Annotated in this window: 23 protein-coding genes and 1 pseudogene; 6 read left to right on the forward strand and 18 right to left on the reverse strand. The window is 62.6% G+C overall.

The features are described from left to right. Positions 1-52 precede the first annotated feature (52 nt). Together KYK29_RS00105 and KYK29_RS00110 are read right to left on the reverse strand one after the other, a co-directional pair. Positions 53-826, reverse strand: a complete 774-nt coding sequence (locus KYK29_RS00105) for a hypothetical protein (RefSeq protein ID WP_254690029.1) — start codon at positions 824-826, stop codon at positions 53-55. Continuing rightward, positions 826-1,779 carry an ArdC family protein gene (locus KYK29_RS00110; RefSeq protein ID WP_254688830.1) on the reverse strand — a complete coding sequence of 318 codons (954 nt, stop codon included), beginning with the start codon at positions 1,777-1,779 and terminating at the stop codon, positions 826-828. Before KYK29_RS00110 ends, KYK29_RS00105 begins: the two co-directional genes overlap by 1 nt. 311 nt (positions 1,780-2,090) lie before the next feature. On the opposite strand from KYK29_RS00110, the gene KYK29_RS00115 reads away from it, so the two are divergent. Beyond that, on the forward strand, positions 2,091-2,414 hold the full coding sequence (locus KYK29_RS00115; RefSeq protein WP_254688831.1) for a hypothetical protein: 324 nt from the start codon (positions 2,091-2,093) through the stop codon (positions 2,412-2,414). A gap of 164 nt (positions 2,415-2,578) precedes the next feature. Here KYK29_RS00115 and KYK29_RS00120 read toward each other — a convergent pair whose 3' ends face one another. Then, positions 2,579-3,088: an SOS response-associated peptidase family protein gene (locus KYK29_RS00120; protein WP_254690030.1), complete on the reverse strand. Its 510-nt coding sequence runs from the start codon at positions 3,086-3,088 to the stop codon at positions 2,579-2,581. 56 nt (positions 3,089-3,144) lie between these two features. Here KYK29_RS00120 and KYK29_RS00125 point away from each other — a divergent pair, with 56 nt between their 5' ends. Genes KYK29_RS00125 through KYK29_RS00135 form a run of 3 tightly spaced genes read left to right on the forward strand, consistent with a single transcriptional unit; the run spans position 3,145 to position 4,825 of the window. Continuing rightward, the gene (locus KYK29_RS00125) at positions 3,145-3,735 is read left to right on the forward strand and encodes an SOS response-associated peptidase (RefSeq protein WP_254688832.1); all 591 of its coding nucleotides are present in this window, start codon (positions 3,145-3,147) and stop codon (positions 3,733-3,735) included. A 33-nt stretch (positions 3,736-3,768) separates the two neighbouring features. Beyond that, positions 3,769-4,413: a hypothetical protein gene (locus KYK29_RS00130; RefSeq protein WP_254688833.1), complete on the forward strand. Its 645-nt coding sequence runs from the start codon at positions 3,769-3,771 to the stop codon at positions 4,411-4,413. A 28-nt stretch (positions 4,414-4,441) separates the two neighbouring features. Further along, positions 4,442-4,825 carry a hypothetical protein gene (locus tag KYK29_RS00135; protein WP_254688834.1) on the forward strand — a complete coding sequence of 128 codons (384 nt, stop codon included), beginning with the start codon at positions 4,442-4,444 and terminating at the stop codon, positions 4,823-4,825. Between the two features lie 19 nt (positions 4,826-4,844). Here KYK29_RS00135 and KYK29_RS00140 read toward each other — a convergent pair whose 3' ends face one another. The 15 genes and pseudogenes from KYK29_RS00140 to KYK29_RS00210 all read right to left on the reverse strand — a co-directional run bounded on the left by KYK29_RS00140 (position 4,845) and on the right by KYK29_RS00210 (position 24,287). Next, positions 4,845-5,696, reverse strand: a complete 852-nt coding sequence (locus tag KYK29_RS00140) for a DUF6615 family protein (protein ID WP_254688835.1) — start codon at positions 5,694-5,696, stop codon at positions 4,845-4,847. 58 nt (positions 5,697-5,754) lie between these two features. Further along, entirely contained in the window at positions 5,755-8,046 is a 2,292-nt protein-coding gene (locus tag KYK29_RS00145; RefSeq protein WP_254688836.1) for an AAA family ATPase, read from the reverse strand. A 150-nt stretch (positions 8,047-8,196) separates the two neighbouring features. Further along, complete coding sequence (locus KYK29_RS00150) at positions 8,197-11,466, reverse strand: error-prone DNA polymerase (protein WP_254688837.1); 3,270 nt, start codon at positions 11,464-11,466, stop codon at positions 8,197-8,199. Next, positions 11,463-12,986, reverse strand: coding sequence for a DUF6504 family protein (locus tag KYK29_RS00155; protein WP_254688838.1), 1,524 nt, complete (start codon positions 12,984-12,986; stop codon positions 11,463-11,465). Before KYK29_RS00155 ends, KYK29_RS00150 begins: the two co-directional genes overlap by 4 nt. Continuing rightward, positions 12,901-13,653, reverse strand: coding sequence for an ImuA family protein (locus tag KYK29_RS00160; RefSeq protein ID WP_254688839.1), 753 nt, complete (start codon positions 13,651-13,653; stop codon positions 12,901-12,903). The genes KYK29_RS00155 and KYK29_RS00160 overlap by 86 nt, the downstream gene beginning before the upstream one ends. A gap of 93 nt (positions 13,654-13,746) precedes the next feature. Next, a complete protein-coding gene (locus tag KYK29_RS00165) occupies positions 13,747-14,010 on the reverse strand; it encodes a hypothetical protein (protein WP_254688840.1) in 264 nt (87 codons plus the stop codon). A gap of 173 nt (positions 14,011-14,183) precedes the next feature. Then, entirely contained in the window at positions 14,184-15,347 is a 1,164-nt protein-coding gene (locus KYK29_RS00170; RefSeq protein WP_254688841.1) for a hypothetical protein, read from the reverse strand. 23 nt (positions 15,348-15,370) lie between these two features. Further along, positions 15,371-16,516: a hypothetical protein gene (locus tag KYK29_RS00175; RefSeq protein WP_254688842.1), complete on the reverse strand. Its 1,146-nt coding sequence runs from the start codon at positions 16,514-16,516 to the stop codon at positions 15,371-15,373. A 60-nt stretch (positions 16,517-16,576) separates the two neighbouring features. Then, positions 16,577-17,350 carry a hypothetical protein gene (locus KYK29_RS00180; protein WP_254688843.1) on the reverse strand — a complete coding sequence of 258 codons (774 nt, stop codon included), beginning with the start codon at positions 17,348-17,350 and terminating at the stop codon, positions 16,577-16,579. After that, positions 17,343-18,689, reverse strand: coding sequence for a PDDEXK nuclease domain-containing protein (locus tag KYK29_RS00185; protein ID WP_254688844.1), 1,347 nt, complete (start codon positions 18,687-18,689; stop codon positions 17,343-17,345). Before KYK29_RS00185 ends, KYK29_RS00180 begins: the two co-directional genes overlap by 8 nt. Beyond that, complete coding sequence (locus KYK29_RS00190; protein ID WP_254688845.1) at positions 18,689-19,930, reverse strand: tyrosine-type recombinase/integrase; 1,242 nt, start codon at positions 19,928-19,930, stop codon at positions 18,689-18,691. The genes KYK29_RS00185 and KYK29_RS00190 overlap by 1 nt, the downstream gene beginning before the upstream one ends. Positions 19,931-20,125: 195 nt before the next feature. Next, a pseudogene (locus KYK29_RS00195) lies at positions 20,126-20,816 on the reverse strand (JAB domain-containing protein); the annotation flags it as partial. Positions 20,817-20,831: 15 nt separating this feature from the next. After that, a complete protein-coding gene (gene map / locus KYK29_RS00200) occupies positions 20,832-21,659 on the reverse strand; it encodes a type I methionyl aminopeptidase (protein ID WP_254688846.1) in 828 nt (275 codons plus the stop codon). A 30-nt stretch (positions 21,660-21,689) separates the two neighbouring features. Beyond that, positions 21,690-22,409 carry a DNA/RNA nuclease SfsA gene (gene sfsA, locus KYK29_RS00205; RefSeq protein ID WP_254688847.1) on the reverse strand — a complete coding sequence of 240 codons (720 nt, stop codon included), beginning with the start codon at positions 22,407-22,409 and terminating at the stop codon, positions 21,690-21,692. Positions 22,410-22,427: 18 nt separating this feature from the next. Further along, positions 22,428-24,287: a PHA/PHB synthase family protein gene (locus KYK29_RS00210; protein ID WP_254688848.1), complete on the reverse strand. Its 1,860-nt coding sequence runs from the start codon at positions 24,285-24,287 to the stop codon at positions 22,428-22,430. Positions 24,288-24,452: 165 nt separating this feature from the next. Here KYK29_RS00210 and KYK29_RS00215 point away from each other — a divergent pair, with 165 nt between their 5' ends. Both KYK29_RS00215 and KYK29_RS00220 read left to right on the forward strand, forming a co-directional pair. Continuing rightward, positions 24,453-24,800, forward strand: coding sequence for a hypothetical protein (locus tag KYK29_RS00215; protein ID WP_254688849.1), 348 nt, complete (start codon positions 24,453-24,455; stop codon positions 24,798-24,800). A 174-nt stretch (positions 24,801-24,974) separates the two neighbouring features. Beyond that, on the forward strand, positions 24,975-26,192 hold the full coding sequence (locus KYK29_RS00220; protein WP_254688850.1) for an LL-diaminopimelate aminotransferase: 1,218 nt from the start codon (positions 24,975-24,977) through the stop codon (positions 26,190-26,192). Positions 26,193-26,199 lie beyond the last annotated feature (7 nt).

Consider the following 26,199-nt stretch of genomic DNA (forward strand, 5'->3'; position numbering starts at 1 on the left):
TCTATCGGCGGTGCGGCTGGCGGGACGCCAACCGTGGCAGCGCCACGGCTGCTCATGGCCGGACACCTCCGGCGATCGTGACGGGGACGATCCGTTGGACGGTGACGGGCCGCGTCTCGGCGGCCTGCGCCAGCCGCTCGATCAGCGCGACGTCGGCATCCGAGCATTCGCCGCGCACCTCGATCTCAACGCGATGATCGGCGTGGTGAAGATGGGAATCACGCAGGCGATGGTCGGACCCGGCGTAGAATCCCGCCGAGCGATCAATAGGATGGACCCGTTCGCTCAGAAACAGGATGCCCGATCCGAGATTGCCGCAGAACAGCCGCTCATCGCTTTCGGCCCTGTTCGAGCCGCCCGCGATCCTGCGCTTGCCGATCTGGCGGAAAGCCTCGTGGAAGCTCGACGGATTGCGGGTGATGCCGGCCGAGCGCGCCTGATGGAAGACCCACGGCGGCCTCTCGGGATCGAGCTTGCCGACGGCGATCTGATGGAGGAAATCGGCGAAGCTCGCCGGATCGGCGGGATATGGGCAGGTCCGCCAGATTTCGCGAACGCGGGCGCGCAAGGGATCGGGCAGCGCAAAGAGCCGGGCACGGCCTTTGTGCCACCAGGCCGCGCGCTGATTGCGACGATCGCGTTCATACTCGTCCCACCAGATGGTGCGGCGAGCCATTTCCTCGTCGACGCCATTCTGGGTGGCGGCGATGTCCTCGGCAAAGAGCGGCAGGGCCTCGCGTTCGAGGCGCTGCTTGCGATGGAAGGCCGCGCGTTTGCGCGACGTGTCCCGATAGGGTTCGGGGCGGTGTCCGCGGCGGAAGCGCATCACGCGGCTCTCCGCAAATCGTCGGCGTCGGGCAGATGCTTCGCGTCCGGCTGGAAGGACAGAAGCCAGTCGGCCGCCTTGCTCGCCTGCGAGGCGGCGCGGACGATGGCGCGATTGTCCTCGCGCAGCACCTCCAGCCACGAACCGATATAGTCGGCATGGCGCACGGTCGGGACGATGCCGAGCGCGGCGCAGCAGAAGGCCGAGGTCAGCTCCGCCGTGATTTCCTCGACCGAATAGAGCTTCGAGCCGAAAGAGCCGGAGAGGTTTCGGTTCAGCCGGTGCGCTGCGCCGCTCGCGTGACCGAGTTCGTGCAGCGCCGTCCGGTGCCAGTTGATCGGCTCGAAATAGGCGGCCGGGGGAGGGACTTGCACGTAGTCGAGGGACGGCACGTAGAACGCCCGGTTGCCACCGATGCGGAAGTCGATGCCGGTCGCCTTGATGAGCGCGTCGACCTGGGGCTCGATCATGCCGGGCGGCGGAGGAGGGGCGGCCGCCTCGATGCCGTCGGGCAGATCGTCGCATTGCGCTGTGTTGAACACCGTGAAGCGCTTCAGGAACGGGATCGCCTGCGCTTCTTCGCCGGCCTCGAAGGCGCGGCGTTTCTCGTCCTCCGGCGTGAAGCGATCGGCATAGACGACGGTGGTGCCGCGCTCGCCCTTGCGGACGTGGCCGCCGAGCGACAGCGCCTGGCGAAAGGTGAGCCAGCCCTGGCCGGGAAAGCCGTGCTCGATGACGGCGCCCCAGAGGATCAGCACATTGATGCCGCTGTAGCTGCGCGCGGTCGCGGCGTTGCGCGGCAGGCCCAGCGGAGCCTTGGCCGCCGTGGTGCCCCAGGGCTGGACCCACGGCACGCGGCCGGCTTCTAGCTCGGCGATGATCTTGCCGGTGATTTCGTCGTAGAGGTTCGCGCGGTCAGCGCCGGTGCGAGGGGTGCGGTCATGTCTGGACATCGCGGTTCTCCGCGACGGGCGCCGGAAGCCTCTCCTCCAGCTCTCTACCCGTCACGGCAAAACCCGTCCGCACTCTCACTCTCGAAGGAGACGTTGCGGGGATCTCCGGGCGTCGGGAATTTGTGCAACAGGCCGTTGCACAAATTCGGGGACGATAGACCTTCGATCGGCGCCCGGTGGAGTGCCGTATTTGCGCATATGCGCTGACGGCCCCTCGGCGTGCGAAGCGCTGCCGAATTTGCTATTCCGGGATGCAAGAAAGATCAGACGGGAAGCCGATTCAGCGATCGGTGCGGATTTCGGAGAGGCCGGTGGAAATCACCTTCGAGCGGGACAGCGTGTGTGCTGGCGACGATGTGCTGGCCCCCAACAGCAGGACGATCGCCTTTTCCGACAAGCCGCGCCTGAGCGAAATCCTGAGCGAGAGCGGCCCGCTACTCGCCTATATGCCCTGCGTTCAGGCGTCGACGACGCACTGGCTGGCGTGGATCGACAAGGAATGCGTCGCCAAGGTTGCCTTCACCTGTGAGCCGCAGCGTGTGCTTGCCGTCTCGATGCTGGTGCCCGATCGGTGCATCGACGCGAACCGGATCTATTTCAGCGAGGACGGACAAGAGCGCGCCGGCCAATCCTGAGCAAAATCCGGTGAGTGGCCCACATGGGATGCTCGGTGAGCATTTCGGGTGAAAGGGGGCGTTGCGGGGTCTCCCCGCAGAAGGGGTCGACCGAGACGCAAGGCTCGGTCGCAGGGGAAGGCTTTCCCCGCACCGGTCTTAGCCGCCACACGAAGACGAATGATTTAGAGCGCGAAAGCTGCCTGACGATGCACTTCCAGATGTCGCTCAACGCGAAATGTCCCTTTTGGGAGCGCCCGCAGGAGATCCGGCTCGGGCCGCGTCAAATCTAGCCAGGCCATACGCTCCTCGCGGCGCAAAACCACCATCTGACGATCATGGTACGGAGCGATGTCGTCATTCGCCTCGACCGTCAGGATGGCGTAGGCTTCGGGCCAGTCGCGAGTGGCAGGACGCCAGATGCCGGCGAAGTAGAACCAATCACCGTCCGCCAGCATGAAGCGATAGTGCTTGCCCTGGCTGCGGTGCCGAAATTCCGAGGCAGGGATCAGGCAACGAAACGTTGGAAAGGTCCGACCCTCGGCCCGCACGACGGTAAACGGCCGTTCGCCGGATTCGCGTGGTTGCAAGCCCCAAGGAAGCTCGACCATCTCAACACCGCTGCCATCGCGTCGTATGATGACACGGCGATCGTCGAGCGACGTGGCTGAGTCGAAGGCCGTAGCGCTCATGATGTCGAGAACGTACCAAGAACATGATCGCCGCGCAAGGCGATAGAGCTGGAGGATGGATGTGCAATGACTATCGCCTGACCGTCGATCTCGCTTCGATCATGGAGGATTTCGCGGATCTCAAGATCAAGATCCGCTTCTCGGAGGGCCGTCCCAACGTCGAGGCGCGACAGGATATCAAGATCACCGACACTGCGCCGATCGTCAGAACGGTTGATGGGGTGCGCGGCGAAGGCGATCTCGTAAACCGGCGCTGGAGCTGGCCCGGGCAGAACAAGCGGCCGGTTTACAACTTTCGATCCGAGGGCAGGGAGTTCAAATCCAACCGCTGCCTGATCATCGCCGACGGCTTCTATGAGTTCACCGATCCCGTCGACCCGAAGAAGAAGCGGAAGGACAAATGGCTGTTCACGAAGACGGACGAGAGGATTTTCGCGATCGCCGGCATCTGGCGCGAGACGAACGATGTGGGCGAGGCCTTCACCATGCTGACGATGGAGCCTGGGCCCGACATCGCACCATACCATGACCGACAGATCGTCATTCTCGAACGCGACGCCTGGGCCGACTGGCTCGATCCGTCCGTGCCGGCGCAGTCGCTGATCCGGCCGCTTTCAGCCGGAGCCTTGCAGGTTGCGCAGGTTGGATAAATATCTGCATTGATAACGGGGCTAAGGATTCTGATGCAGCAAGAGGAAATCGAAGAGCGGCTTGAGCGGATGCGTAAGCTCGGTAGCGTCAGCTCTTCGGAGTGGCAGGCTTATACATGGAAGAACGAGCTGGCTGAACAAAAGCGGCGTATCGAATTGCATCTTGGTGACGCGCTCAGGGACAACGAGACTGAATACAATCCCTATCATATGCTTGAACGAGCCATAGGCGTCGCGGCGGTTTGCATGCGGCGACTTATCGAGTGCCGATTGGTGACGGATCGTTTTCGCGATACAGCGCTGGAGGTTCACGAGATACACGCCAAGGCGGATACGGACTGGCGCGAACCGTTCATAAGCCAGACGGCGAGCGAGATTTTTAACAACTACGACCTGACAGCACGGCGCACAGAGAAGCGAATACCGAAGGTGATTTCCGACAAGATGCTGCATGCGCGCGTCATCGGCGTACTGTCCGGCAACGCCTATATGCCCGACGGTCTTCTCATCGCGTCGGACACGCAAAGCAAGACCCAGCTTTTTCATTTCACGCCGCCCGAGATTGCATCGATCTTCGATGCTTTTCTCGACGATCAGGTTCGATCCTCGACGGATGGATACTTAGATAAGAACGGTGATTTCAAGGGAACGCGCAGGGTGTTCGCGACTAGGGATTAGTCGCCGCCTGTGTGTGGCGGAGGGCCGGGTGCCCACGAACGAGAGGATTGCAGTGCCAGACCGTAAGCTTTCACCATGCGCCCGTCAGACCGAGGCAGAGATCGAAAACTACTATCGCAATCAGCCCGAGGGATCGCGGGCCGTGGTTCGCCGGACCCACGGTGGCATCCTGACCTACCAGATCACGACCTTCGGCCTGCGGCGCACGCGCTCCGGCCGGATCAACGTGGAAGGAGTAGGCGACTTCTACATGAAGTCCGGCAAGAACTGCTGGGAGCCGACCGGCCAAACGAGATTGGTTGTCCCGACGGACGAAGTATTGGCTTGGGCCGCCGAGAACCCTCGCGGTAAGACGGGTGTGAGCATCTACGCTGACGAGCCGTTCTGGAAAAGAGCGCCGTTCACAAGGTGAGCCGCCGTCAGGTTTGCCGCTATGAGCGATCCTTGATGACGACCAGCGATCCGATCGGGCCAACTTCGGCGCGGACCTGTTCGATCACGCGTTGTCGATCCTCGATTGGAGCCGAAATCAGCTCCCTGACGTAGGCAGGGGGGTCGTATCGAAGACCCGGAACGTCGAACCTTGCATCGGCGCTGGCCGCGCGTTCCGCCAAAAACCTCACAATACCGTCCGCGCGCCGTGGAAGTGAGGGGTCATCAGATGAGCCGGCGAAGCCTCGGCAACACACCAAGCATCGAAGCGGTACGGACACTGGGCCGAGGGTCGAGATTCCAACGCCGCCTTGCTTTATCAGCGGTTTCACTGCGGCGGCAAACGCGACGGTGCAGCCGAGCTGCTCGAGCTGCGGCGGGGTGGAGTGACAGTTCCAACTCAGCTTGGGGAAAGTCAGAAGACTGTGGTTGTACAGAAAATACAGAGCCGGAATGCCTTTGAGATTGGCCTGGTCTAGTAGGATGTCGATCTGCGGACGGCCACGCACCTTGTGCTTGATAGAGGAGTATAGATTGGCCTTTGCTTTGAGAACTTTCGCCTGGATCAGCAGTCCGACCCATTCCCGCCCGTTGGTCAGCCACCATTCCCAGTCTGCGCCAGTCACTGACTCCTCAGGCTTTGTGAACTGAAAGGTCGCGACTTCAGCAGGGTGGGCGCTCTGAACGTCCAAGAGGAAATTGTCAGTAATAGTTTCTTCGCCGCGATTGATTCCGAGCATCCTCGCGCGACCAAGGTCCGTCCATATCTTCTGTGCCATTGCAACGAACGTGCCGCAGAGTGGATCAGACGGCAGAAGTCCGCTTGCGGTAATTGCTGAACCTACGGTCATTTGTGTGAGGAATTCCTATTCGAGGGGCTCCGCGACCGCGTGCTGGTCGTCCTGGACATCAGCCTCGCTTTGCAAAGGCCAGGACGCGAGTGCTGAAGTGCGTCAGCTCCAGGTCGTTTATCGCTGCGGTCTCGTAAGCGGCATTCGTGTCGTGATGAAAGCGGTTGGCATAGGCGAGCAGCGCGCGCAGCTCGTCGATATCCGCCTGGTTGAGAAGCTGATTTGGCTGTCCGACCCTTTGTTGGCAGACACCCATGAACGGGCCGAGCAGCATCCCGGGCGGAAAGGCGCTTGGGTACGCGACGCGCATGAATGCCTCAAGGATGTGACGCAGAGCGGCGGCGACGCGCCGCTCCGTGGCGGGATCGGCTGCGTCAAGATAGGCGGCCACGAGCGCGTGACGCCTATCGTGTTCGGTAATGCAGTCCTGATTGACGTCCCAGGCGGCCAAGGTCGACCCGACCGCATCGCGGCGGATGAGGATTGCTTGCCGGGCAGCCGTGTCTGCGCCTTCCCAGAGCTGGCACAAAAACGGCTTGGAGTGCGACAGCACGATGACCTGACGCACTCGCGCGGCCAGCCGGCGCATCTCCTGCACGGTCGTCAACGAACGGTGCTCGTCGAGGCTGGTCATCGGATCGTCGATGACCACGATTTTCCGCGCAAGCTGTGGGTCTTGATCGAGCGAAGCGAAGAAGAACGCAAGGGCGAGGGTGTTGCGGTCTCCAGCGCTGAGGGTGTTCCGGAACGCTGGCCCCGCATCAGCGGTCAGCGCCACCGCTACGTTGTTGATGACGACGTTGTAGTTGCAAGATGAGCCGCCGCGATTGTTGACGGGGCTCACGGCGGCCAAGCGGAACCCTGCATTGAAGCGCTGCAGGTAGGTGTTGATGGCCACTTCATAGGCCGGGAATACGTTTTGACGATAGTTATCGAGGGCAGCTCGCGCCTGTCTGCGTTGCGTTTCGGTGGCCGTCTTAGCCGCCTTCTCTGCCAGATAGTCGGCGCACTGCGTGTTGGTAGGCTCGCTGTGACGTCGCTGGACAGCCTGCAATCGCGCGAGATCGGCCGTGAGAGCGGGGACACTGGCGGCTGCCGCTTGCTCCTTCACGATTGCAATCGGCGCGTTGCACGCGACGAGGCCGTCAGAGACAGCGCCGATTGTGGCACGGACATTGTGATAGGCGGCGACCATAGCGAGGACGTCTTGCGGAAGGTTCATCTCGTCGAGTGGCGCCGCGGCTTTCGCCCGGAGGACGGTGAGCACGCCATCACGGGCGGAGGTCCAGGCGCGGAGGATTGCAGCGGTATCGATATTCACTTCCGGAACATCGGTGAAGGCATTCCAGAACGTGCGATTTTCAACGGCGACCCGTACGGCTCGCTCGAAGGCCGCGGGCACGTCGCCGGCATGTGCCGTGTTGATGCCCTGTCCGACATCGTTGATCGCCGTCCTGAGATTTCGATACGCCTCGCTGAAATAGGCTTGATAGTGCTGGATGACTGGAGACCCGTCCAAATCCTGGGCGCAGAAAGGGCAGACCTCGTGGTCGTGCCCTTCGGACGCAGGCCCGACGCGCGTCATGCCGTCACCGACCCATGCCTCGCCACCGCGACCAAGGCTGCGTAAATGATCCCTCACGCGCCCGGCAGCCTCGGCTTCAAGATCGGGAAGGGTGCGCGCGAGGAGCGTGTCGATTTCGGCAACGTCGAAGCTGGGAAGGGAAAGCGGTTGGAATTCCGAGCGTTGTCTGATGGCCTCCGCCGAACGGCCCGCCGCCAGATTCCGTTCGGCGGCGGCGAGGGCCGCATCAATATCGGGGTTCGCCGGTAGCGCGCAAAAATCGTCGACCTCCATGCCGCCGCGCGCGGCAGCGGGTATGGCATTGCTCCTTTGAGTGAGAGCTCGGTTATGCTCCTCGATGCGTGCGACATGCCCTTGAAGGGCGACGTTAAGGGCGACGCCCTGGGCGCCGAGAATCAGCTCATGCAGGTTCTGACGGTGACCGGCTCCGATCTCGACGCCTGAGCAGACATTGGCGGCGACGAAAGCATCGTCGAATATCGCGATCTCGGGCATTGGCGCCGGCCATGCCCCGTTGTGAAACTGTACCGTTGTCCCTGCGATTCCGAGCACGACATGCGGCGGATTCGCGGCTCCGAGCCTTTGGCGCTCCAGTACAAGATCGGCGGCCCCCGTCCCAAGCGATCGCAATATCGAGGCGAGCGTGGTTTTTCCCCGGCCATTTTCGGCATAGATCAGCGTGAGGTTGGCGAACGGGAGTTGTGCGCCAGCGTTTACCGAGTCGAATTGCCCGATATTGCGCAGCAGTTGGATACGTTCGAGCAATTGAGACCCCCTCTACGCCCCGAGATTGTTATCGGTTACTTTCTCATTGGATCGATCCTTGCCGTAAGCGGCGCTTGACGCTGCCCGATTCCGGATTTCCTCCACCTAGATGCTGATGCCAAGCTTATCCGAGGCTTGACTAAATTTCGATCAATGGAAGTTGCGGCTGCGCACTTTTATCGTGTCGATGTGTAGGTCCGGAATATAGATGTCGCGCGTGCGCAGGCCCTTGGGGGGCAGCTCGCGCGGATCGGGACCGGCACCGCCGTTGCGGACCTGATCGCCGCGGCCATGCGGGAGCGGGAATTCCGCATCACGGCTGCCGACGCTGGCGAGATCGGCCGAGAGGTCGGTAATGCGCTGGGCAACCAGGTGAACAACGTCGCCCTCGCGTTGTATCCGACCGCGCACCGCCATCATACTGGCCGACAGGACGGCGCGGCGGTTCGCCTCGAAAATCTTTGCCCAGACAATGAGGTTAGCGATACCCGTCTCATCCTCCAGAGTGATGAACATCACGCCCTTGGCGCTGCCTGGGCGCTGACGGACGAGCACGATGCCAGCCGCCTCAAGCCAACGCCCGTCACGGGTCGCCATGGCCTCTGCACAGGTGACGATTCGCCGCCGCTGGAGATCCTCGCGCAGAAAGCTCAGGGGGTGAGCCCGTAGCGTCAGCCCGACATGGCCATAATCCTCGACCACCTCGCTTCCCGCCTTCATCGGCCGCAGCTCGAAGGTGGGCTCATTCAACTCGGGCACGATCTCCGCCTCTCGGGTGGATGCGGCCGCGAATAGTGGAAGCGGCTCGTCCCGGAGCGCCTTGATCGCCCATAGAGCCTCGCGGCGGGCAAGCCCCAGCGCGGGACGGAAAGCGTCGGCTTCGGCGAGCTGGACCAAGGCGGCGGACGGCACGCCCGCGCGATGCCAGAGATCATCGATGGAGGCGAAGGGCTGGTCGGCCCTTGCCCCGACGATCGTGGCTCCGTGGGTATTGGCGAGGCCTTTGACCATTCGCAGTCCGAGCCGCACGGCAAAGCGACTGTCATCGTCAGTCGGCTCCAGCGTGCAGTCCCAACGGGAGGTATTGGCGCAGACGGGCCGGATTTCGACGCCATGTTCCAACGCGTCGCGGACGATCTGAGCGGGAGCATAGAACCCCATCGGCTGGGCGTTGAGCAGTGCCGCGCAGAAGACGTCGGGATGCCAGCATTTTAGCCACGCACTGGCGTAGGCGATCAGTGCAAAAGAGGCAGCGTGCGATTCCGGAAATCCATAAGAGCCGAAGCCTTCAAGTTGCTTGAACGTGCCCTCCGCGAAATCGCGATCATAACCGTTGTCGACCATCCCCTCGATCAGCTTCTTCTTGAAGCTCGATACGCCGCCGGTGAATTTGAAGGTGGCCATCGACTTGCGGAGCATGTCGGCTTCGCCTGGCGTAAAGCCGGCGCATTCGATGGCGACGCGCATGGCCTGCTCCTGAAATAGCGGCACACCTAAGGTTTTTCCAAGAACCTTCTCTAGGGCGGGCTTAGGAAAGATGACCGGCTCCAGGCCTTCACGGCGGCGCAGATATGGATGCACCATATCGCCTTGAATTGGCCCCGGCCTCACGATCGCGACTTGCACCACAAGATCGTAGAAGGTGCGCGGCTTGAGCCGCGGCAGCATGGACATCTGCGCCCGGCTCTCGATCTGGAAAGTGCCGAGCGTGTCAGCTTTTCTAATCATCGCATAGGTTCGGGGGTCTTCGGCCGGGATAGTGGCGAGATCCAGTGCGATGCCTTTGTGCTCGGCCAGGAGATCGAGGCCGAACTTCATGCAGGTCAACATCCCAAGCGCCAGAACGTCGACCTTCATGAAACGCAGCGCGTCGATGTCGTCTTTGTCCCATTCGATCACCTGCCGGTCTTCCATGGCGGCGGGCTCGATCGGCACGAGATCGTCCAGCCGATCGTTCGTAAGAACGAAACCGCCTGGATGCTGCGACAAGTGCCGGGGAGCGCCCATGAGCTGGCGTGCGAGGTCGAGTGTGAGCCGCAATCGCCGATCGGTGGCATTGAGGTTGAGCTGCTCGACCTGTCTTTCGGTCACGCATTCGTCGGACCAGCCCCAGACCTGACCGGAGAGGGTCTTGATAAGGTCCTCCGGCAAGCCCAGTGCCTTACCCACATCGCGCAGCGCGCCCTTTGTCCTGTAGCGCGTGACCGTCGAGCAAAGAGCGGCATGGTCTCGGCCGTAGGTGTTGAACACCCACTGCATCACGATCTCGCGGCGGGCATGTTCGAAATCGACGTCGATGTCCGGAGGCTCGGCGCGCTCCTCGCTGACGAAGCGTTCGAACAGGAGATCGTTTCGGCCAGGATCGATCGAGGTGATGCCCAGCACGAAACAGACTGCGGAATTGGCCGCCGAACCGCGTCCCTGGCAGAGAATGTCCTGTGACCGCGCAAAGCGGACGATCGCGTTCACGGTCAAGAAATATGGCGCGTAGTCGAGCTTCGCGATCAACCGCAGCTCATGCTGCAAGGTCGCGCGGACGCTATCGGGGAGTCCTTCCGGATAGCGGCGCTCGGCACCCTCCCAGGTGAGTTTTTCGAGGGTCTGCTGTGGCGTCAGCGAGGGGTCGTCGCGCTCCTCGGGATATTGATAGGCTAGTTCGTCCAGGCTGAAGCGGCAGCGCTCGGCGATCGCCAGCGTGCGGGCGAGCGCCTCGGGATAGCGGCCGAAGAGCCTGTGCATTTCCTCGGGCGGCTTCAGATACCGATCCGCATGACGTTCACGTCGATGGCCCAAGGCGTCGATCGTGACGTTGTGACGGATCGCGGTCACGACATCCTGCAGGATGCGGCGCGACGGCTCGTGAAACAGGACGTCATTGGTAACAACGGTCGCAACACGCATCTGCGCAGCGAGATTCGACAGGTTGTGCAGGCGAAGCTGATCGTTCGGTCGGCGCCGCAGGGTCAGCGCCATATAGGCGCGATCGCCGAACGCCTCCCGTAACCGGCGCAATTGCAGTCCGCATTCCGCATCGGCGACTTCGGGAAGAAGCACGGCGATCAGCCCGTCGCCATAGGCCACGAGGTCGTCCCAATGCAGAAGACACTTTCCCTTGCCGGCCCGGCTCTTGCCTAGGGTCAGGAGACGACATAGCCGCGAATAGGCGGGCCGGTCGGTCGGATAGACGAGAACGGACACGCCATCGCTCAGATCGAGACGACATCCGACGATCAGGCGCACGCCCGTTCCTTTGGCGGCTTCACGGGCGCGCACGATACCGGCCAGCGAGTTGCGATCGACGATGGCGAGCGCCTCGATACCAATGGCCGCGGCCCGAGAAAACAGCTCATCGGCCGAGGATGCGCCCCGAAGAAAGCTGAAGTGGCTCGTGACCTGGAGCTCGACATAGCGGGCGCTCATCCGAACACCCCATGGAGAAACCAGCGATGCGAGCCGGTGGTCGCGTCCTCGCCGTCACCAGCCCGATAGATCCAGTAACGTTCGCCGGCGTCATCCTCGACGCGGAAATAGTCTCTGACCGCGGCCAGCTCCGCATCGCGCATCCACCATTCGCCAAAGACGCGCTCGGGGCCGTCGGCGCGCTTTACCCGTCGACGAATACCGCGCCAGGTGAACGAGACCGGCGGATGATCGGGCAGAAGCGCCACGGTCTCGATCGTTTCCGGGCGGCCGAGGAGTCTTGCCGGACGCGGCCAGTGGCTTGGCCAAGCCGCACCGCTCTCGGGAGCCATCGCGGGTATCCGACATACCGAGCGTTCCGGCACGTCGCTTGCGGCGGGGGCCATCCGGTAGATCGCGCGTTCGCCGACACGGTTGGCGAGCGTATCGATCAGGTCGGAAATATCAGGAGCCGCGACCTCGATGAGGCTGCTGGCCATCTGCCTGCGTTCAAGCGGCTCGGCGATGGTGGCGGTCAGAGTCATGACCTCGATCCCGAAGCCAGGATCGATCGTCTCGATCTTGTCGGATAGCAATCGCGTGAGGCGTTTCGCGTCGCGCACTGGTTGGGCCATCCCGACGCGCACGGCGGCAAGGCGATTGTCCACGCGATGACAGATGAGATCCAGCCGGCGCGCGCCGAGGCCCTTTTCTTCTAGGGCTTCACAGAGCTGGGTCGTCAGCTTGCCGATGTAGCGGGCGATTGTTTCGGCCGCGCCGATCGGCTCGGGGAAGGCCCTGCGTATGGAAATCAAATCAGGCGGCCTGACGGGTTCGATAGGTTCCGCCAGAATGCCGAGCGCCTGATCGATGCGCCGACCGAGCTGCGGACCGAAGCGCAGCGTCAGGGGTGCCCGCGGTTGCGACAGGAGATCGGCGATGCGCTCGAATCCGAGCAACCGCAAATCAGACGATGTTGGACGGGGCAGTCGCAGCGCCTCCAGCGGCAGCACGTCCAATACCGATGAGCCGTGGCCGGGAGGAGCGACATAGGTCGCCGTCCCAGCAAACCGCGCCAGCGCGTGCGCCGCACCCCAGCTATCGGCGATGGCCGCCCGGGCCGTCACGCCGGACATGATCAAGCGGCCGACCAGGGCGTCCAGCATTGCTTGCTCGCCGCCATGAAGATGGTCGGCGCCGGTCGTGTCGATGACGATCCCATCTGGCGCGTCCGGTGCGACGATCGGCGCAAAGCGTTGCAGCACCCAGAGCGCCAAACGTTCAAGTCCGGCTTCATCCTCGATCGGTTCTGCGTCCCTCACGATCAGGCCGGGCACCAGAACCTGCGCTTTGGCGGCAGGCATGCCTACGAAGACGCCGGCAGCCCGCGCTGCGGCATCCGACGCCACCACCAGCCGCTTGCTTCCCTCCCGGCCGATCAGGACGAGCGGCGCCTCAGACGGAGGCGCCGCGTCGCCAGCCTTCCGCCGAAGCCGGTCGGTAGGCCAGGTCGGCAGGAAGAGCGAGACAACCCGTGTCATCGCAGGCCTCCAACTCGAAGTCCGCACTTTCGCCAGCACGAGCGCGGATCAACTCAACTAGCCAGCGGTGCCGGCCGACGCCGGGCACCGGAAGCGGTTCAGACGGCAGCATGGACACGCGCCATCGGGTCATTGCAGCGGTGGGCTGACCAAAATCCGATGCCTCGGTAGGTCGTCGCCAGCGCCGAAGCGCGATGCCGATCGTCCCTGTCCCCTCGGCTGCTAGCTGAAGGCGGCGCGATGCTGTCATGGACAAGCGGGCGGTCTCGGCGACGACGGCGCCTAAACCGCCATGACGCAGTCCTTCCTCCATGCAGGCGAGGACCGTCTTGTCGTCGCCTGCTTCGAGATAGACGACCCGATCGGACGTAAGACCGGCTTGCGCGAGAGCGGGGGCGAAGAGATCAGGCCGAGTGATGCACCACAGGACTTTGCCGGTCGTCCTGGCCGCTATGCCAGCAGAGAACAGAGCAGCGGCGGCGCCGTCGACAGCGCCGTTTCCGCCGCCAGCGACTTCATGAAGAGCCCCCCGCGCCAGGCCTCCGCCCGGGAGTCGCGAGTCTACGTCGGCGATCCCGAAGGGGAGCACCGATTTCGCGCGCCGGCTCTTGCCTTCGATCCGTTCGATCTGCGCGCGCAAAGACTCTATGGCGGGCTCGGGCCGCAAGTTCGTTCCTGACCTCCTGGGGCGGGTTCGCTTTCATGTTCACTATTTGTTCTTCTTTTCAGCCGAAAGAGACAAGGGAGAAGCTAGCGGGCGTCATCGCATTTCCTCGTCGGCGATGGCCTGCACCACCTTCATGTCCATTTCCGCATCGGGTGACAGGCGCGCGACCTCCGAGGCGACCTTGGCCCAATGCCAGAACTCGTGCCTGTTTCCTCGTGCGCGACTGCGTGCGGCAAGCCGCTGAGCCGCATAATAGGCGTGACGGCCGTGCGACTCGATCATGGCCCGCGCGTCCTGCTTCCAGCGTTGGCGAATCTGTCTGCGCTTTTCCATCCAGGCGGCCAGACGATGGAACATTCAGCCCCCCTTTCCGCCACGCGCCCGCGACTGTTTCGGTTCAGCCAGGAACCTCGTGCCGACATCGATCGCGCGCCGCGCGCTTTCCCGCCAGCGTCGATCATGAAATCCCGCAAGGTATGCTCGATCCCGATGCGCAACTTGACGACGGACATGAACGGAAAGCCGCACCGCTAGACCTCCGCAGCCGGTCTTGTGATCCGCGGCCGCCGCGTGACCGGGACCGCCGGGGGCTGCGTCGACGTCAGCAACGCTTCTTCTGCCGTTTCCTGTGGGTACATGAACGTCGTGCGATCGGCGATATATTCGCCAAGGGCTTTCGGGTTCTCTTTTGACGGTATCGGCGCGTCATATGTGAGCGACAGGAAGGATGTGAGCGCGATCCTGTAGAGTGGAGCGGCATATTCGAAGACGGTGCGCTGAGGCGTGGCGAGGAGTAGCGTGCTCCGGTCAACCGGATTGCCGTGGAGGAAATCGTTGCGGCAGTCATAGAGCGTCTGGATCAGCCACGAAGCTAGCGTCCGCTTCACCTTCGTCTTCCCGCCGGTGTCGTGCGCGCGCCGGCTGCTGGCAGGGATCGCCCACGGCGTCCGCTCGATCAGTTCGAATACCTTTTCCCGGTTGGCCTGGCCGCTTCCGCCGGGATGAACCAAAATTTCGAAGGCGCTGACCCAGAGCGATACAATCCGGCCGACGTCGTAGAACGTCGTGTCGGTCCCTGCAGGCAGCAGCGAAGCCTGATAGGCCATGTTGAGCGAACGCATCAGCGCCACGTCCTCCCACGCCGGTTCCTGGGCCTCATATCGCCGTCGCCACCGCGCTAACAGCATGGCGAGCAGCGGTGCGTCGATGTCGCTCGCCGCGAGCGGTGTGCGAAAAAGGGTCGGCGACGATTGGCCTCGGAAGCTGGAAACCAGATGCGAGCCGAGGATCGCCGGCGTGCTGCCGATGACGTCCTTGTAGTGCCGGTCGAGCATCCACGGATAGATCGCGACGGCTTCCCCGAACAGAACGCGATGCCCGCGTGGATAACGCAGCTCCTGAGCCCGCCCATGGGTGACGGCTGACAAAGCCACGATGTCTCGGAAGCTTCCTAGGGCGGCGACGTCGCCGAAGCTTGGTGGCGCATCGGCATCGAGGAGGAGGACGGCCGGCTCGAACTTCTCCCCGAAATTGTCCGAGAAGCGATTGAGGAATTGCTTGAACGTCGGGTGGGCGCGTTTCAGAGCTTTGACGCGATGGTCGTGAGCCGGCGCTATCGCCGCGATCTCGCATCCGACGGCTTGGTCAAGCGGCACGTTGGGCAGGACAAACACCGGCGTCCATTCGACGGTCATATTCTATTCCTCACATCGCACGCCTAACCGCGGGGCTGTCGGTCCTTCCATTGGCGATGCTGCTCACGCAGCGCTGCCTCGATGGCCGCGAGCTGGGCGCCGTAGTCCAGCCCGTGCGGACTTCTGGCGGCGACCCCGGAGGACGCGATGACGAGGCGCCACGCGCCATATTCGTGAAAGGGGTTAAGTCCAATGACGTTGCCGAGCGCGAGATCGCTGGGTGTCGGCGCGGCCAACAGCTTGGCGAAGGCCGCGATCGCAGCGTTCATGTCCCAATCGCTGACGAATAGCACCAGCGCGCAGAGGGCAAGTAATGCGGGCGGCGCACCTTTCCATCGATAATGTTCAGGTTGGCGCTTGCCGAAATCGATGTTGCTGTTTGCAGCGACAAAAACGCAAAGCGAGAGCGCGGCCTCGTAGTATGGCTGGAGCTTGGTGGTGTCGAACACCTCGCGACCGTGGTTTTTCCGGGCGAGTTCGCCCGCCTGTTTCCACGTCGCCTCATCGGAGGGCACGAGGCGGCCAGTCACCAGATCGAACAGATCAAGGTGCTCTTCGGTGAATTGCTTTTTCGCGGCGGCTTTCCAGTCGAAGGCCGGCATCTCCGCTTGAGACGGATGGAACTGCCAGCGCTGATAGTGGGGATGACGCTGAAGCGAATAGGCCCACTGGATTGCCTCTAGCGGCAAGGACACGGTGAAGCGGGAGGCGGATTTGAGATCGAAAAACCACTGTCGCATGTCCCGGATACGACGTTGGTCAAAGATACCCTGCTCGATGCCCTTGCAGACGAGGAGTCGGATTGCGCGGGTTTCCGAGCTTTTCTCTGATCCAAAGTCGAGAAGGCTGTCCTGAGTCGAGCGGGTTTCGTCGTCGCCATAGAATTCACAGAACGGGTGATGGGCGTCGCCACCGTTGGGATCGACAAACCTGAAATGCGCCTGCCGGAGAACCGCCCTGGATACCCGCGACCTTGCCGAGCGAACGACGCTAGCTCCGAATTTGCCGCACGATGAGCATTGAATGTCGGCGCGGATCGCATCGCCAAACCCACTGAGAAGCTCAGCCCCGTCGCGGTCCTGCGTTGGCTGTGCGCCGGTCATTAGGGTGGCGAGCTGGTCGACGTCGAGTTCGCGCGCGAACTTCACAGAAAATGCGGTTGCTGGCATTGGCCCCCCAGCCACGTCTATCGTTATGCGTCGGGCGACAGATCGAACGATCCGACAATACTATTTATCAATACTAGCGTTGGTTTCACTTTCGGGAACGATTTCGAGCATTCCTTCCACTGTCATCAAGTCGATTGCAAGATTCAAGGCTTCCTTTTCAGTGTCGGTAAATGCGGCCGATTGGTGCCGGGAGCCAAGATCAGCGCTCAACTCTTCGACGAGACGAAGGATCATGTAAATATGCAGGGCGTAAGATCGTCTTGCGAGCCCCGCATCGGTTTCCGGAAAATAGCGTGTCATGTTTGTCGGGCCGGGCAATCCGTCCGAGTCGCCGTCCCACATGGTTGCGCTCTGCACGATGCCGTGTCGGGACACATGAGCGGCGGCGGAAAGCCCGCCGTATAGACGGGCGAGCGATTGCTCGAGGGCTGCGACATTCGGAGCGCCATTGGGCTTTCGCCGGTTCGCACCAACCGCCTTGAGCTGCGCGAGGATTTCCAGTTCCTGACGCAGCATCGCGTGCGCCTGTAGATAGCGCGCCTCGGAGATCGCTCTCTCACAGGGTTCGAGGCCGATAACAAATGCAGCAAATAGAGCGTCACGTTCGAATGCGGTCTGATCGCCTTCAACTACGGCGCCGTTGATGCGCAAGAGGCCACTCGCGAGTACCCCGGTCGCCAGCATGTGGGCGTCGATCAGCCGTCCGTATGCGGCCATGGCCTTGGCCTTGGCTTGATCGCCGTATACCTTCTGGACTGCGTAGAGGGTGGCGGCGGGCTCGATCAGCGCCTGCTTGTGCCGCTCGATGGCTTCCTCGTTGAGCGTCTCAGTCATCGGCGTTCAAAACCTTGAGGTCGGCGAGGAAGATCGTGCCGATCTCAACGGCCTGCTTTGCCGCATCCGAGTCGACGTCGACGCCATGCGACGCTTCGTTCATAACCCGCAGCGCGCCGAGCATCTCATCGGTGCTCGCAGGCACCGGACCCTGCCGTCGTAGGTCGCGCAGCATGTTCACAATACCTGTGGGGCGATCGAAGACGATACCTCTTGCGAAGGCGAGGTCGCGGACCGCCCGCTCGATTTCAATGCGAAGCTTGACCACGGACATCAAGGGGAACTCGCGCGCGAACTCCGCAACGGTCGGCAGATCCTCAGCAAACTGGGGTGGGAGCGCATGGGAGAGCTGATACTGAGCGACGCCCATCGGTTTACTGGAATCTCGCAGCGCGTATTCGACGATCACCTCGTTGCGCCCCTTGCACACGATGATGCCGATGGTTGGCTTGTCATCCGGATGGCGCAACTGCTCGTCGACGGCCGACAGGTAGAAATTCATCTTGCCCGCAAACTCAGGCTTGAAGTCCTCGATCTTCAGCTCGATCACCACGAAGCAGCGCAGGCGGAGGTGGTAGAAAAGCAGGTCGAGGTAATAGTCCTGACCGCCCACTTCGAGGTGATACTGGCTCTCGACGAAAGCGAAGCCCTTGCCGAGTTCGAGGATCAGCGAGCGCAGATGCTCGATCAGCCCGCGTTCCAGATCCCGCTCCAGCATGTCCGGGCCGAGCGAGAGGAAGTCGAAGGTGTAGGGGTCTTTGAGGAGCTGTTGGGCAAGCTCGGATTGCGCGGCCGGCAGGGTGCGCGAGAAATTGGTGAGCGCGCTGCCTTGGCGGACGAACAGATTGCTCTCGATCTGATGGACGAGGACGGGCCGGGTCCAGCCATGCTCGATCGCCTGCCGGGCATACCAGGCGCGTTCTTCGGGCGCCTTCACGGCATCTAGCAGGCTGACGTTATGGCCCCAGGGCAATTGTGCAACGACCCGTTGCACAATTTCGGGATCGGGCCAGGCATCGGCCAAAGCCCGCATATATTTGAGGTTTCGGGACGAAAGTCCGGTCATCTCGGGAAACGCCAGCCGGAGATCCCCGGCCAACCGGTCGACGACCTTGGTACCCCAACCCTCGCGTTCCTGCCGAGCGAGAATATCCCGCCCGATGGTCCAGTAGAGCACGATCATCTCGCGGTTCACCGACATGCTGGCGCGGTGCCGGGCTTCGATGATCTTCTGCTTCAGGTCGCCGACGAAGGCCGCATAGCTTTGCGGGTCGATGTCGGTGGCCGCCGCGCCGGTCTTCGCGCGGCGAGGGGCAGGGGATTTGGGCGGCAGCGTCATCAAGCAGCCGCCTTCAGGCGCTTCTTCGCCAGCATGGCGCGGACGAACTTGTCCCATTTCGCCATGCCCGCGCGCTTCTCGACCATATAGTGCCAGCGGTCGTAGTGCTTGGAGCTGACGTCCTGCAGCGCGTGGTTCTGGAGGCGGTCGCGGATTTCCTTCGATATGCCCGCCTTGCCGGCGAGCGTCTTGAAGGTGCGGCGCAGATCGCGATTCGTCGCATAGGGGATCACACCCCGATCGCGCTGACGCCAGACGAAGCTATAGAGCGTGCCGTGGCTGACGGGCTTTGACGGGTCTTTGGCAGACGGGAAGAACCAGCCGTATTCGTTCGGCGTGATCGACTCGATCAACTCGGCGGCGAGCAAGGGCACCGGAACGGCGTGAGGCTGGTCGTTCTTGGTCTTGGACCAGTCGATGATGCGCTCCTTGGCATCCCACTGATCGACATGCAGGCGCGCAATCTCTTCGACGCGCTGGCCGGTCAGCATGATGATCTGCACGGCGCGCGGGTAGGACGGATGGACCGGGGTGTCGGGGCATTCGAGCCACCGATAGAGCTGGACGAACTCGTCTTCATCGAGCCAGCGCGTGCCCTGAACCTTCGGCTCGGTCGGGATGCCCGTCGCCGGATTGAACGGGATGCGGAAGCGGCGGGAGGATTGCTGCCGATAGTCGTTGTCGGACTTCATGCCCCAGGCGAAGGCGGCATGGAGATAGGAGCGCACATGGTCGGCCATCGACTTCGCGCCGCGATCGTAGATAGGGCGGATGATTTCGATGATCTCCTCAGCCTCGATCTCGCGGGCGAGGCGATTGCGCCCGAGCGTGTCGGCGATCTTGTTGAGGCCCTTTTCGGTCTCCTTCCACGAGGGCTTTCCGGCGTCCTTGAGCGCGGCGACATAGCCCTCGAACAGATCGGCGACCGTGCCGGGGCGCGTGTCGGTGGCGATCTTGATGCTCCGGCCTTTCTGGATGACGTCGGCAAAGTCGCGCTTGAAGATCTCGCGGGCCTGGGCGAGCGACATCGAGGGATAGGCGCCGAGCTTCTTCTTTGTGCGCTTACCGTCGCGCCATTGCTGCGCCATCCAGTCGGCGGTGACACGCTTCGGCATTGGTTTGAGAACGAGGACGAGACGGCCGGTGCCGCGTCCTTCACCATCGGCGAGGTTTTCCTGCTTCTGGCTCAACTCGACGCGCTTGAGCGCATGTCTGATCGTGGAGTCGGTGAGTGCGGCCATGGCGTTTCCTCCTTTCCGGAACTGGGATCGGTCGAGGAGAAACAGGGATCGCTAGCTGGGAGCGGAAGGCCGTTTATTACCCCGATTACAGCCCCCAATTTGCCAAAACCGCCCCCAGTACGCAAGGGCCAAAAATCGCTAATTCCTTAGTGTTTCAGCGTGCTTGAGCGTGATCTAGTGTGATCGAAATGAGTGAGTGGGGTGATTGTGGACGAGAATGATGGCGGTGGCCGAGAGTTCCAGCGCGCGGCGCACCACTTCGCGCGGATAGACCGGAGTGTGATCCACCGTGCCGTAGCCTTGCACCTCGTCGGCGATCAGCGCGTTGCGCTTGTCGAGGAACAGGATGCGGAATTGTTCGCGCGGCTCATGCGCCATGGCGGCGTGGCAATACTGGATGACAGCCGCCCAGGAGGAGAGCACCTGCTTGTTGCGGATTTCGCTTTTCAGCGTGCGCCGGGCGACGGCTGCGACCAGCTTGAGGTCGAGCGCGACCGATTCGCCGATGCCCTTCACCTCCATGAGAAGAGCGGGCGACGCGCCGAAGACGCCCGAAAGCGTGCCGAAGCGATCCAGCAGCGCCTTGGCGACCGGTTTCGTATCGCGCCGGGGAATGAGGCGGAAGAGCAGCAGTTCGAGGATTTCATAATCGGCCAGAGCGCCGTCGCCGCTGTCGCGAAAGCGGGTGCGCAGCCTTTCGCGATGGCCGTGATAATGCTGATCCTGCACGTTCCGCACGGCGGGCCTTGCGCTGAGCGGAGCCTGCGCCGGCCGCTCGTGGAAGTGGGCGCGCTCGTCGTTCTCGTGAAAGGCCGGGTTTTCGCGAGCGGCCGGGTTCTCGCGAAAGCTGGCTTCCGATGATCGGTCGCGCGGGTCTTTCGGCGATCCTGCCATGCCGGACCTATGCGGCAAGGCCGGGCCGGTCGAGACCGGCGGGCGACAATGTGAAGATCTCGCAGCCGTCCGCCGTGACGCCGACGGTGTGCTCATATTGTGCCGAAAGCGAGCGGTCGCGGGTCACCGCCGTCCAGCCGTCGGAAAGCACCTTCACATGCGGCCGGCCGAGATTGATCATCGGTTCGATGGTGAAGATCATGCCCTCGCGCATTTCCGGCCCCTCGTTGGCGCGGCCGTAATGCAGGATATTCGGCGTATCGTGGAAGAGCCGTCCGACGCCATGGCCGCAGAAGTCGCGCACCACGGAGCAGCGTTCGGCCTCGGCATAGGTCTGGATCGCTTCGCCGATCGCCCCGGTGCGCGCGCCGGGCTTCACCGCCGCGATGCCGCGCATCAGGCATTCGTGGGTGACCTCCAGCAACCGTTCGGCGGCGCGCTTGATCTCGCCCACTGGATACATGCGGCTTGCGTCACCGTGCCAGCCATCGACGATATAGGTCACGTCGATATTGACCACATCCCCCTCGCGCAGCGGTTTGTCGTTCGGGATGCCGTGGCAGACGACATGGTTGATGGACGTGCAGGTGAAGCGGGTATAGCCGCGATAATTCAGGGTCGCGGGCAGGGCGCCGTGATCCATGCCGAATTCACAGACGAAACGATCGATCACATCCGTGGGTACGCCTGGCTTCACCAGCGGATAGAGTTCGTCGAGGCAGCGGGCCGTCAGTTGGCAGGCCTTGCGCATTCCGGCGAAAGCTTCCTCGTCGTAGAGACGGATAACACCGGTGTTCTTGAGGGGTGCGGCGGCGGCGTCGATATAGGTAACCATGTCGGAACTCTCAAATATCTGTCCGCCTGTTCATAGAGCAGCGGGCAGGGGTTCGTCCATGGCGATGAGGGACAGCGGCCGAATTTGCGCCGGCGTGACGGTGCATTTGAGCGCATAGGCCTCGACGCCGCGCGCGCGGGCGCGCCGGAAGCCGGCCGCATAGACCGGGTCGAGATCCGCACAGATCCGGAAGCTCTCGCAATCTTCCCGCTGCACCAGATAGAGCATGACGGCGCGAAAGCCCGCTTCGGCCATGTCGCCGAGCTCTTCAAGGTGCTTGGCGCCGCGCGCCGTCACCGTGTCGGGGAATTCCACGACGCCCGGCGTGCGGCGAAAATGGACATTCTTCACCTCCACATAGGCGGGCGGGCGGCCGCCGCCCGACAGGAGGAAGTCGATGCGCGAATTGCGGCCGTATTTCCGTTCTCGTTCGAGGACCGGATAATCGGCGAGGTCTGCGACCATTCCCGCGCGCATTGCCGCCTCCGCCAGCCGGTTGGGAAGGCCGGTGTTGATCCCGACCACCGTTCCGTCCGCCTCGACCAGTTCGAGACGGTGGCGATACTTGCGGCCCGGCCCGTCATGCTCGGATATCCATATGCGTGATCCCGGCGCGGTAAGGCCGCGCATCGAGCCGGTATTCGGGCAGGAGCCGGTGATCGCCGTTCCGTCGTCGAGAATGGCGTCGAAGAGAAAACGCTTGTAACGCTGGACCAGCGTTGCGGGAACGAGTGGCGGATCGAAGGTCATGTCGGTTGCCGCACGCGCTCAGGCCCGGACCCGGACATAGGAGCCGGGCGCTTCCTCAAGGGAGTTCATCGACCCTCCCGTCTTGCGGGCCGGCACCCTGCGGTCGTCCTGCGCGCTGATCCATTCGTGCCAGTGCGGCCACCAAGAGCCGGGTGTCTCCGTGGCCTTCCGGACCCAGTTCTCGAATTCGCCCCGCGCGGGGCCGCCGGTCCAATACTGGTATTTCTTCCTGTCGGGCGGATTGACCACGCCGGCGATATGGCCGGAGCCGGACAGGACGTAGGTGACCTTGCCGCCGAAGAACCGGCTGCCGACGAACACCGATTTCGGCGGCGCGATATGATCCTCCCGGGTGGCCAGATTGTAGACCGGGATCTTCACGTCCTTGAGCGAAAGCGTCTTTCCGGCAAGCACCATCCTGCCTTGCGAAAGCGTGTTGTTAAGGTAGCAATTCCTTAGATAAAACGAGTGGTTGGCAGCGGGCATTCGCGTGGAGTCCGAATTCCAGTAAAGCAGGTCGAAGGGCATGGGCTCCTGCCCCTTGAGATAATTGTTGACGAAATAGGGCCAGATGAGTTCCGACGCCCGCAGCATGTTGAAAGCGGTCGCCATCTTCGAGCCGTCGAGATAGCCGGTGGCTTTCATGCCGCGTTCGATGAGGTCGATCTGCTCCTCGTCGGCGAAAACCTTGAGATCGCCTGCATGGGTGAAGTCGACCTGCGTGGTGAAAAGCGTGGCGCTGCGGATGCGCCGGTCGCGCTCCTGCGCGTGCAGCGCCAGCGTCGCCGCCAGCAGCGTGCCGCCGACGCAATAGCCGATGGCGTTCACGTCCTTCTCGCCGGTCGCCTGCTCGATCGTATCCAGAGCGAAGCCCACGCCCTCCCGCGCATAGGATTCCCAGTCCTTGCCGGCATGGCGTTCATCCGGATTGACCCAGGAGATGACGAAGACGGTATGTCCCTGGTCGATCGCCCATTTGATGAAGGATTTCTGGGGGTTGAGATCGAGAACGTAGAATTTGTTGATCCACGGCGGGCAGATGAGGAGGGGGCGCTTCAAGACGTCCGGCGTCGTCGCGTCATATTGGATCACCTGGCAGACATCGCTCTGCGCAAGCACTTTTCCCGGCGTCAGCGCAAGGTTTTCGCCGATCGCGAACTTGCTCGTATCCGTCTGGCGCAGTTTCAGATCGCCCCGCCCGGCGGCGATATCCTCGGCGAGCATTCTCATCCCGCGAACGAGGTTCTCGCCCTTCGACGCGACGGTTTCCCGATAGAGTTGCGGATTGGTCGTGAGGAAGTTGCTCGGCGAGATCGCGCTGGCGATTTGTCTGACGTAGAAAGACGCCTTGTGACGCGTATTCTCGTCCAGGCCGTCCGCCTCCGAGACGAGAAGTTCGGCCCAGTCGGATGTCGCGAAATAGGCGCGGCGCAGGAAGTCGAAGAACGGGTTTTTCACCCAGTCCTCATCGGTGAAGCGCTTGTCCTTGCGATGCGGATCTTCCTCCGCCTCATCGGGCGTGTCGACGGCAAGCCGGTTCAGCGTGTGCGACCATAGAGTGAAATAGCTGCCGAGCAGCGCCGTTTGCGCCTCCAGCGTGCGATGCGGATCGGACAGCCAGTATTCGGAGACTTTCGACAACGTCTTGACCATGTCGACCATCGGTTCGGCGACGGTGTCGACCTTCTCGCCGCTTTCGCGCGGCGCAAGCCAGGCGGAAGCCGCTTTTCCCAATTGCTCGACGGCACGGGCGATATTGACCGTCAGCGCTTCGGGATCGCGCAGGATGTAGGGCTCGATGGAGGCGGGATCGAAGGCGGAAAATCCGGATGCATCGGAGCCGGTCGCGCCTTCGCCTGACTTGTTCTGACCAGCCACGGACCACTCCTGATTTTGTTGTTACTTTTGTATTTTTACATTCTGCCCGAAAAAGATTACAAGCGCCAGACAGCCTTTCCGCAGCGGGAAGGGAAGGGGCGGAACGGCGCAGGATTGACGCCGCGCGGGCCGCCTCGTCGTCGGCAATGGGAGCGGAGTGCCCTGATGGCGTTCGAAATGAGAAGGATGCACGCGGCGGCGGCCGTTGCGGTGTTGTCGCTATGCCTGGTGTCCTGCACGTCCACCTCGCGCGAGGAAACCGTCTCCACGGCCAATGCCGGAGCGGATCGTTCGGGCGTCTATCCGGACATCACGGCGCCGGTGAGCGCGGCCGCTCCGCAGATGAGCAACGCGGCGGCGCAGGAAATGGAGGCCCGGCTTTCGGCGCTCGCGGGCCAGCGACGTTCCGGGGCGGTCTCCGAGGCGGAATACCGCCGGCGCCTCGCGGAGCTTCAGGCGCTGGGCCAGAGCCACGGGAAAGAGACGCTGGCGGCGATCGAGGGCGAGAATTAACGCTTGCCTTTCTTGCTGTTTGGCAGCAAAGCCAGCGATGGTCCGAAACAGCCTCCGGTACGGAAAAGCGCCTTTTTCTGACCGTATTTTCTGTTACTCGGGAACGTCATCCGCGCGGATCTTCGTCCAATCCGGCAGTCCCGCCGGAAGGGTCCGCGCCCAACGGGGTTAGAAATGGAAGAGTTTCACAAAGTCCGCCGCCTGCCGCCATATGTTTTCGAACAGGTCAACCGTTTGAAGGCAAGCGCGCGAGCCGGCGGGGCCGATATCATCGACCTCGGCATGGGCAACCCCGACCTGCCGACGCCGAAGGCCATCGTCGACAAGCTGTGTGAAGTGGTGCAGGATCCGCGCACCCACCGGTATTCCTCGTCGAAGGGCATTCCGGGCCTGCGCCGCGCCCAGGCGGCCTATTATGAACGCCGTTTCGGGGTCAAGCTCGATCCGGAGACGCAGGTCGTCGCCACGCTCGGCTCCAAGGAAGGCTTCGCCAATATGGCCCAGGCGATCACCGCGCCGGGCGATGTCATCCTGTGCCCGAATCCCACCTATCCCATTCATGCCTTCGGCTTCCTGATGGCCGGCGGCGTCATCCGTTCGATGTCGGTCGAGCCGGACGAGAGCTTCTTCGCGCCGCTCGAGCGCGCGGTGCGCCACTCCATTCCGAAGCCGCTGGCGCTGATCCTGAACTATCCGTCGAACCCGACGGCCCATGTCGCGACGCTCGATTTCTACAAGGACGTCATCGCGTTTGCGAAGAAGAACGACATCATCGTCCTGTCGGACCTTGCCTATTCGGAGATCTATTTCGATGGCGCGCCGCCGCCTTCGGTGCTCGAGGTTCCCGGCGCGGTCGATATCACGGTCGAATTCACCTCCATGTCGAAGACCTTCTCCATGCCCGGCTGGCGCATGGGCTTTGCGGTCGGCAACGAGCGGCTGATCGCCGCCCTGACGCGCGTCAAGTCCTATCTCGACTATGGCGCCTTCACGCCGATCCAGGTCGCCGCGACCCACGCCCTGAACGGCGACGGTTCCGACATTGCCGAAGTGCGCAACGTCTACAAGCGCCGCCGCGACGTCATGGTGGAAAGCTTCGGCAAAGCCGGGTTCGTCGTGCCGCCGCCTGCGGCGACCATGTTCGCATGGGCGAAGATTCCGGAAAAATTCCGCCATCTCGGCTCGCTGGAATTTTCCAAGCTGCTGGTCGAGAAGGCGGATGTGGCTGTCGCTCCCGGTATCGGCTTCGGCGAGCAGGGCGATGATTACGTGCGTCTGGCGCTCGTGGAAAACGAGCACCGCATTCGTCAGGCGGCGCGCAACATCAAGAAATTCTTCTCCACCGCCGACGAGACGTTGCATAACGTCGTTTCGATCAACTCCCACCGCTGACCCGTTC

This window comes from Shinella daejeonensis, from assembly GCF_024281235.1.
Classification (GTDB): domain Bacteria; phylum Pseudomonadota; class Alphaproteobacteria; order Rhizobiales; family Rhizobiaceae; genus Shinella; species Shinella daejeonensis.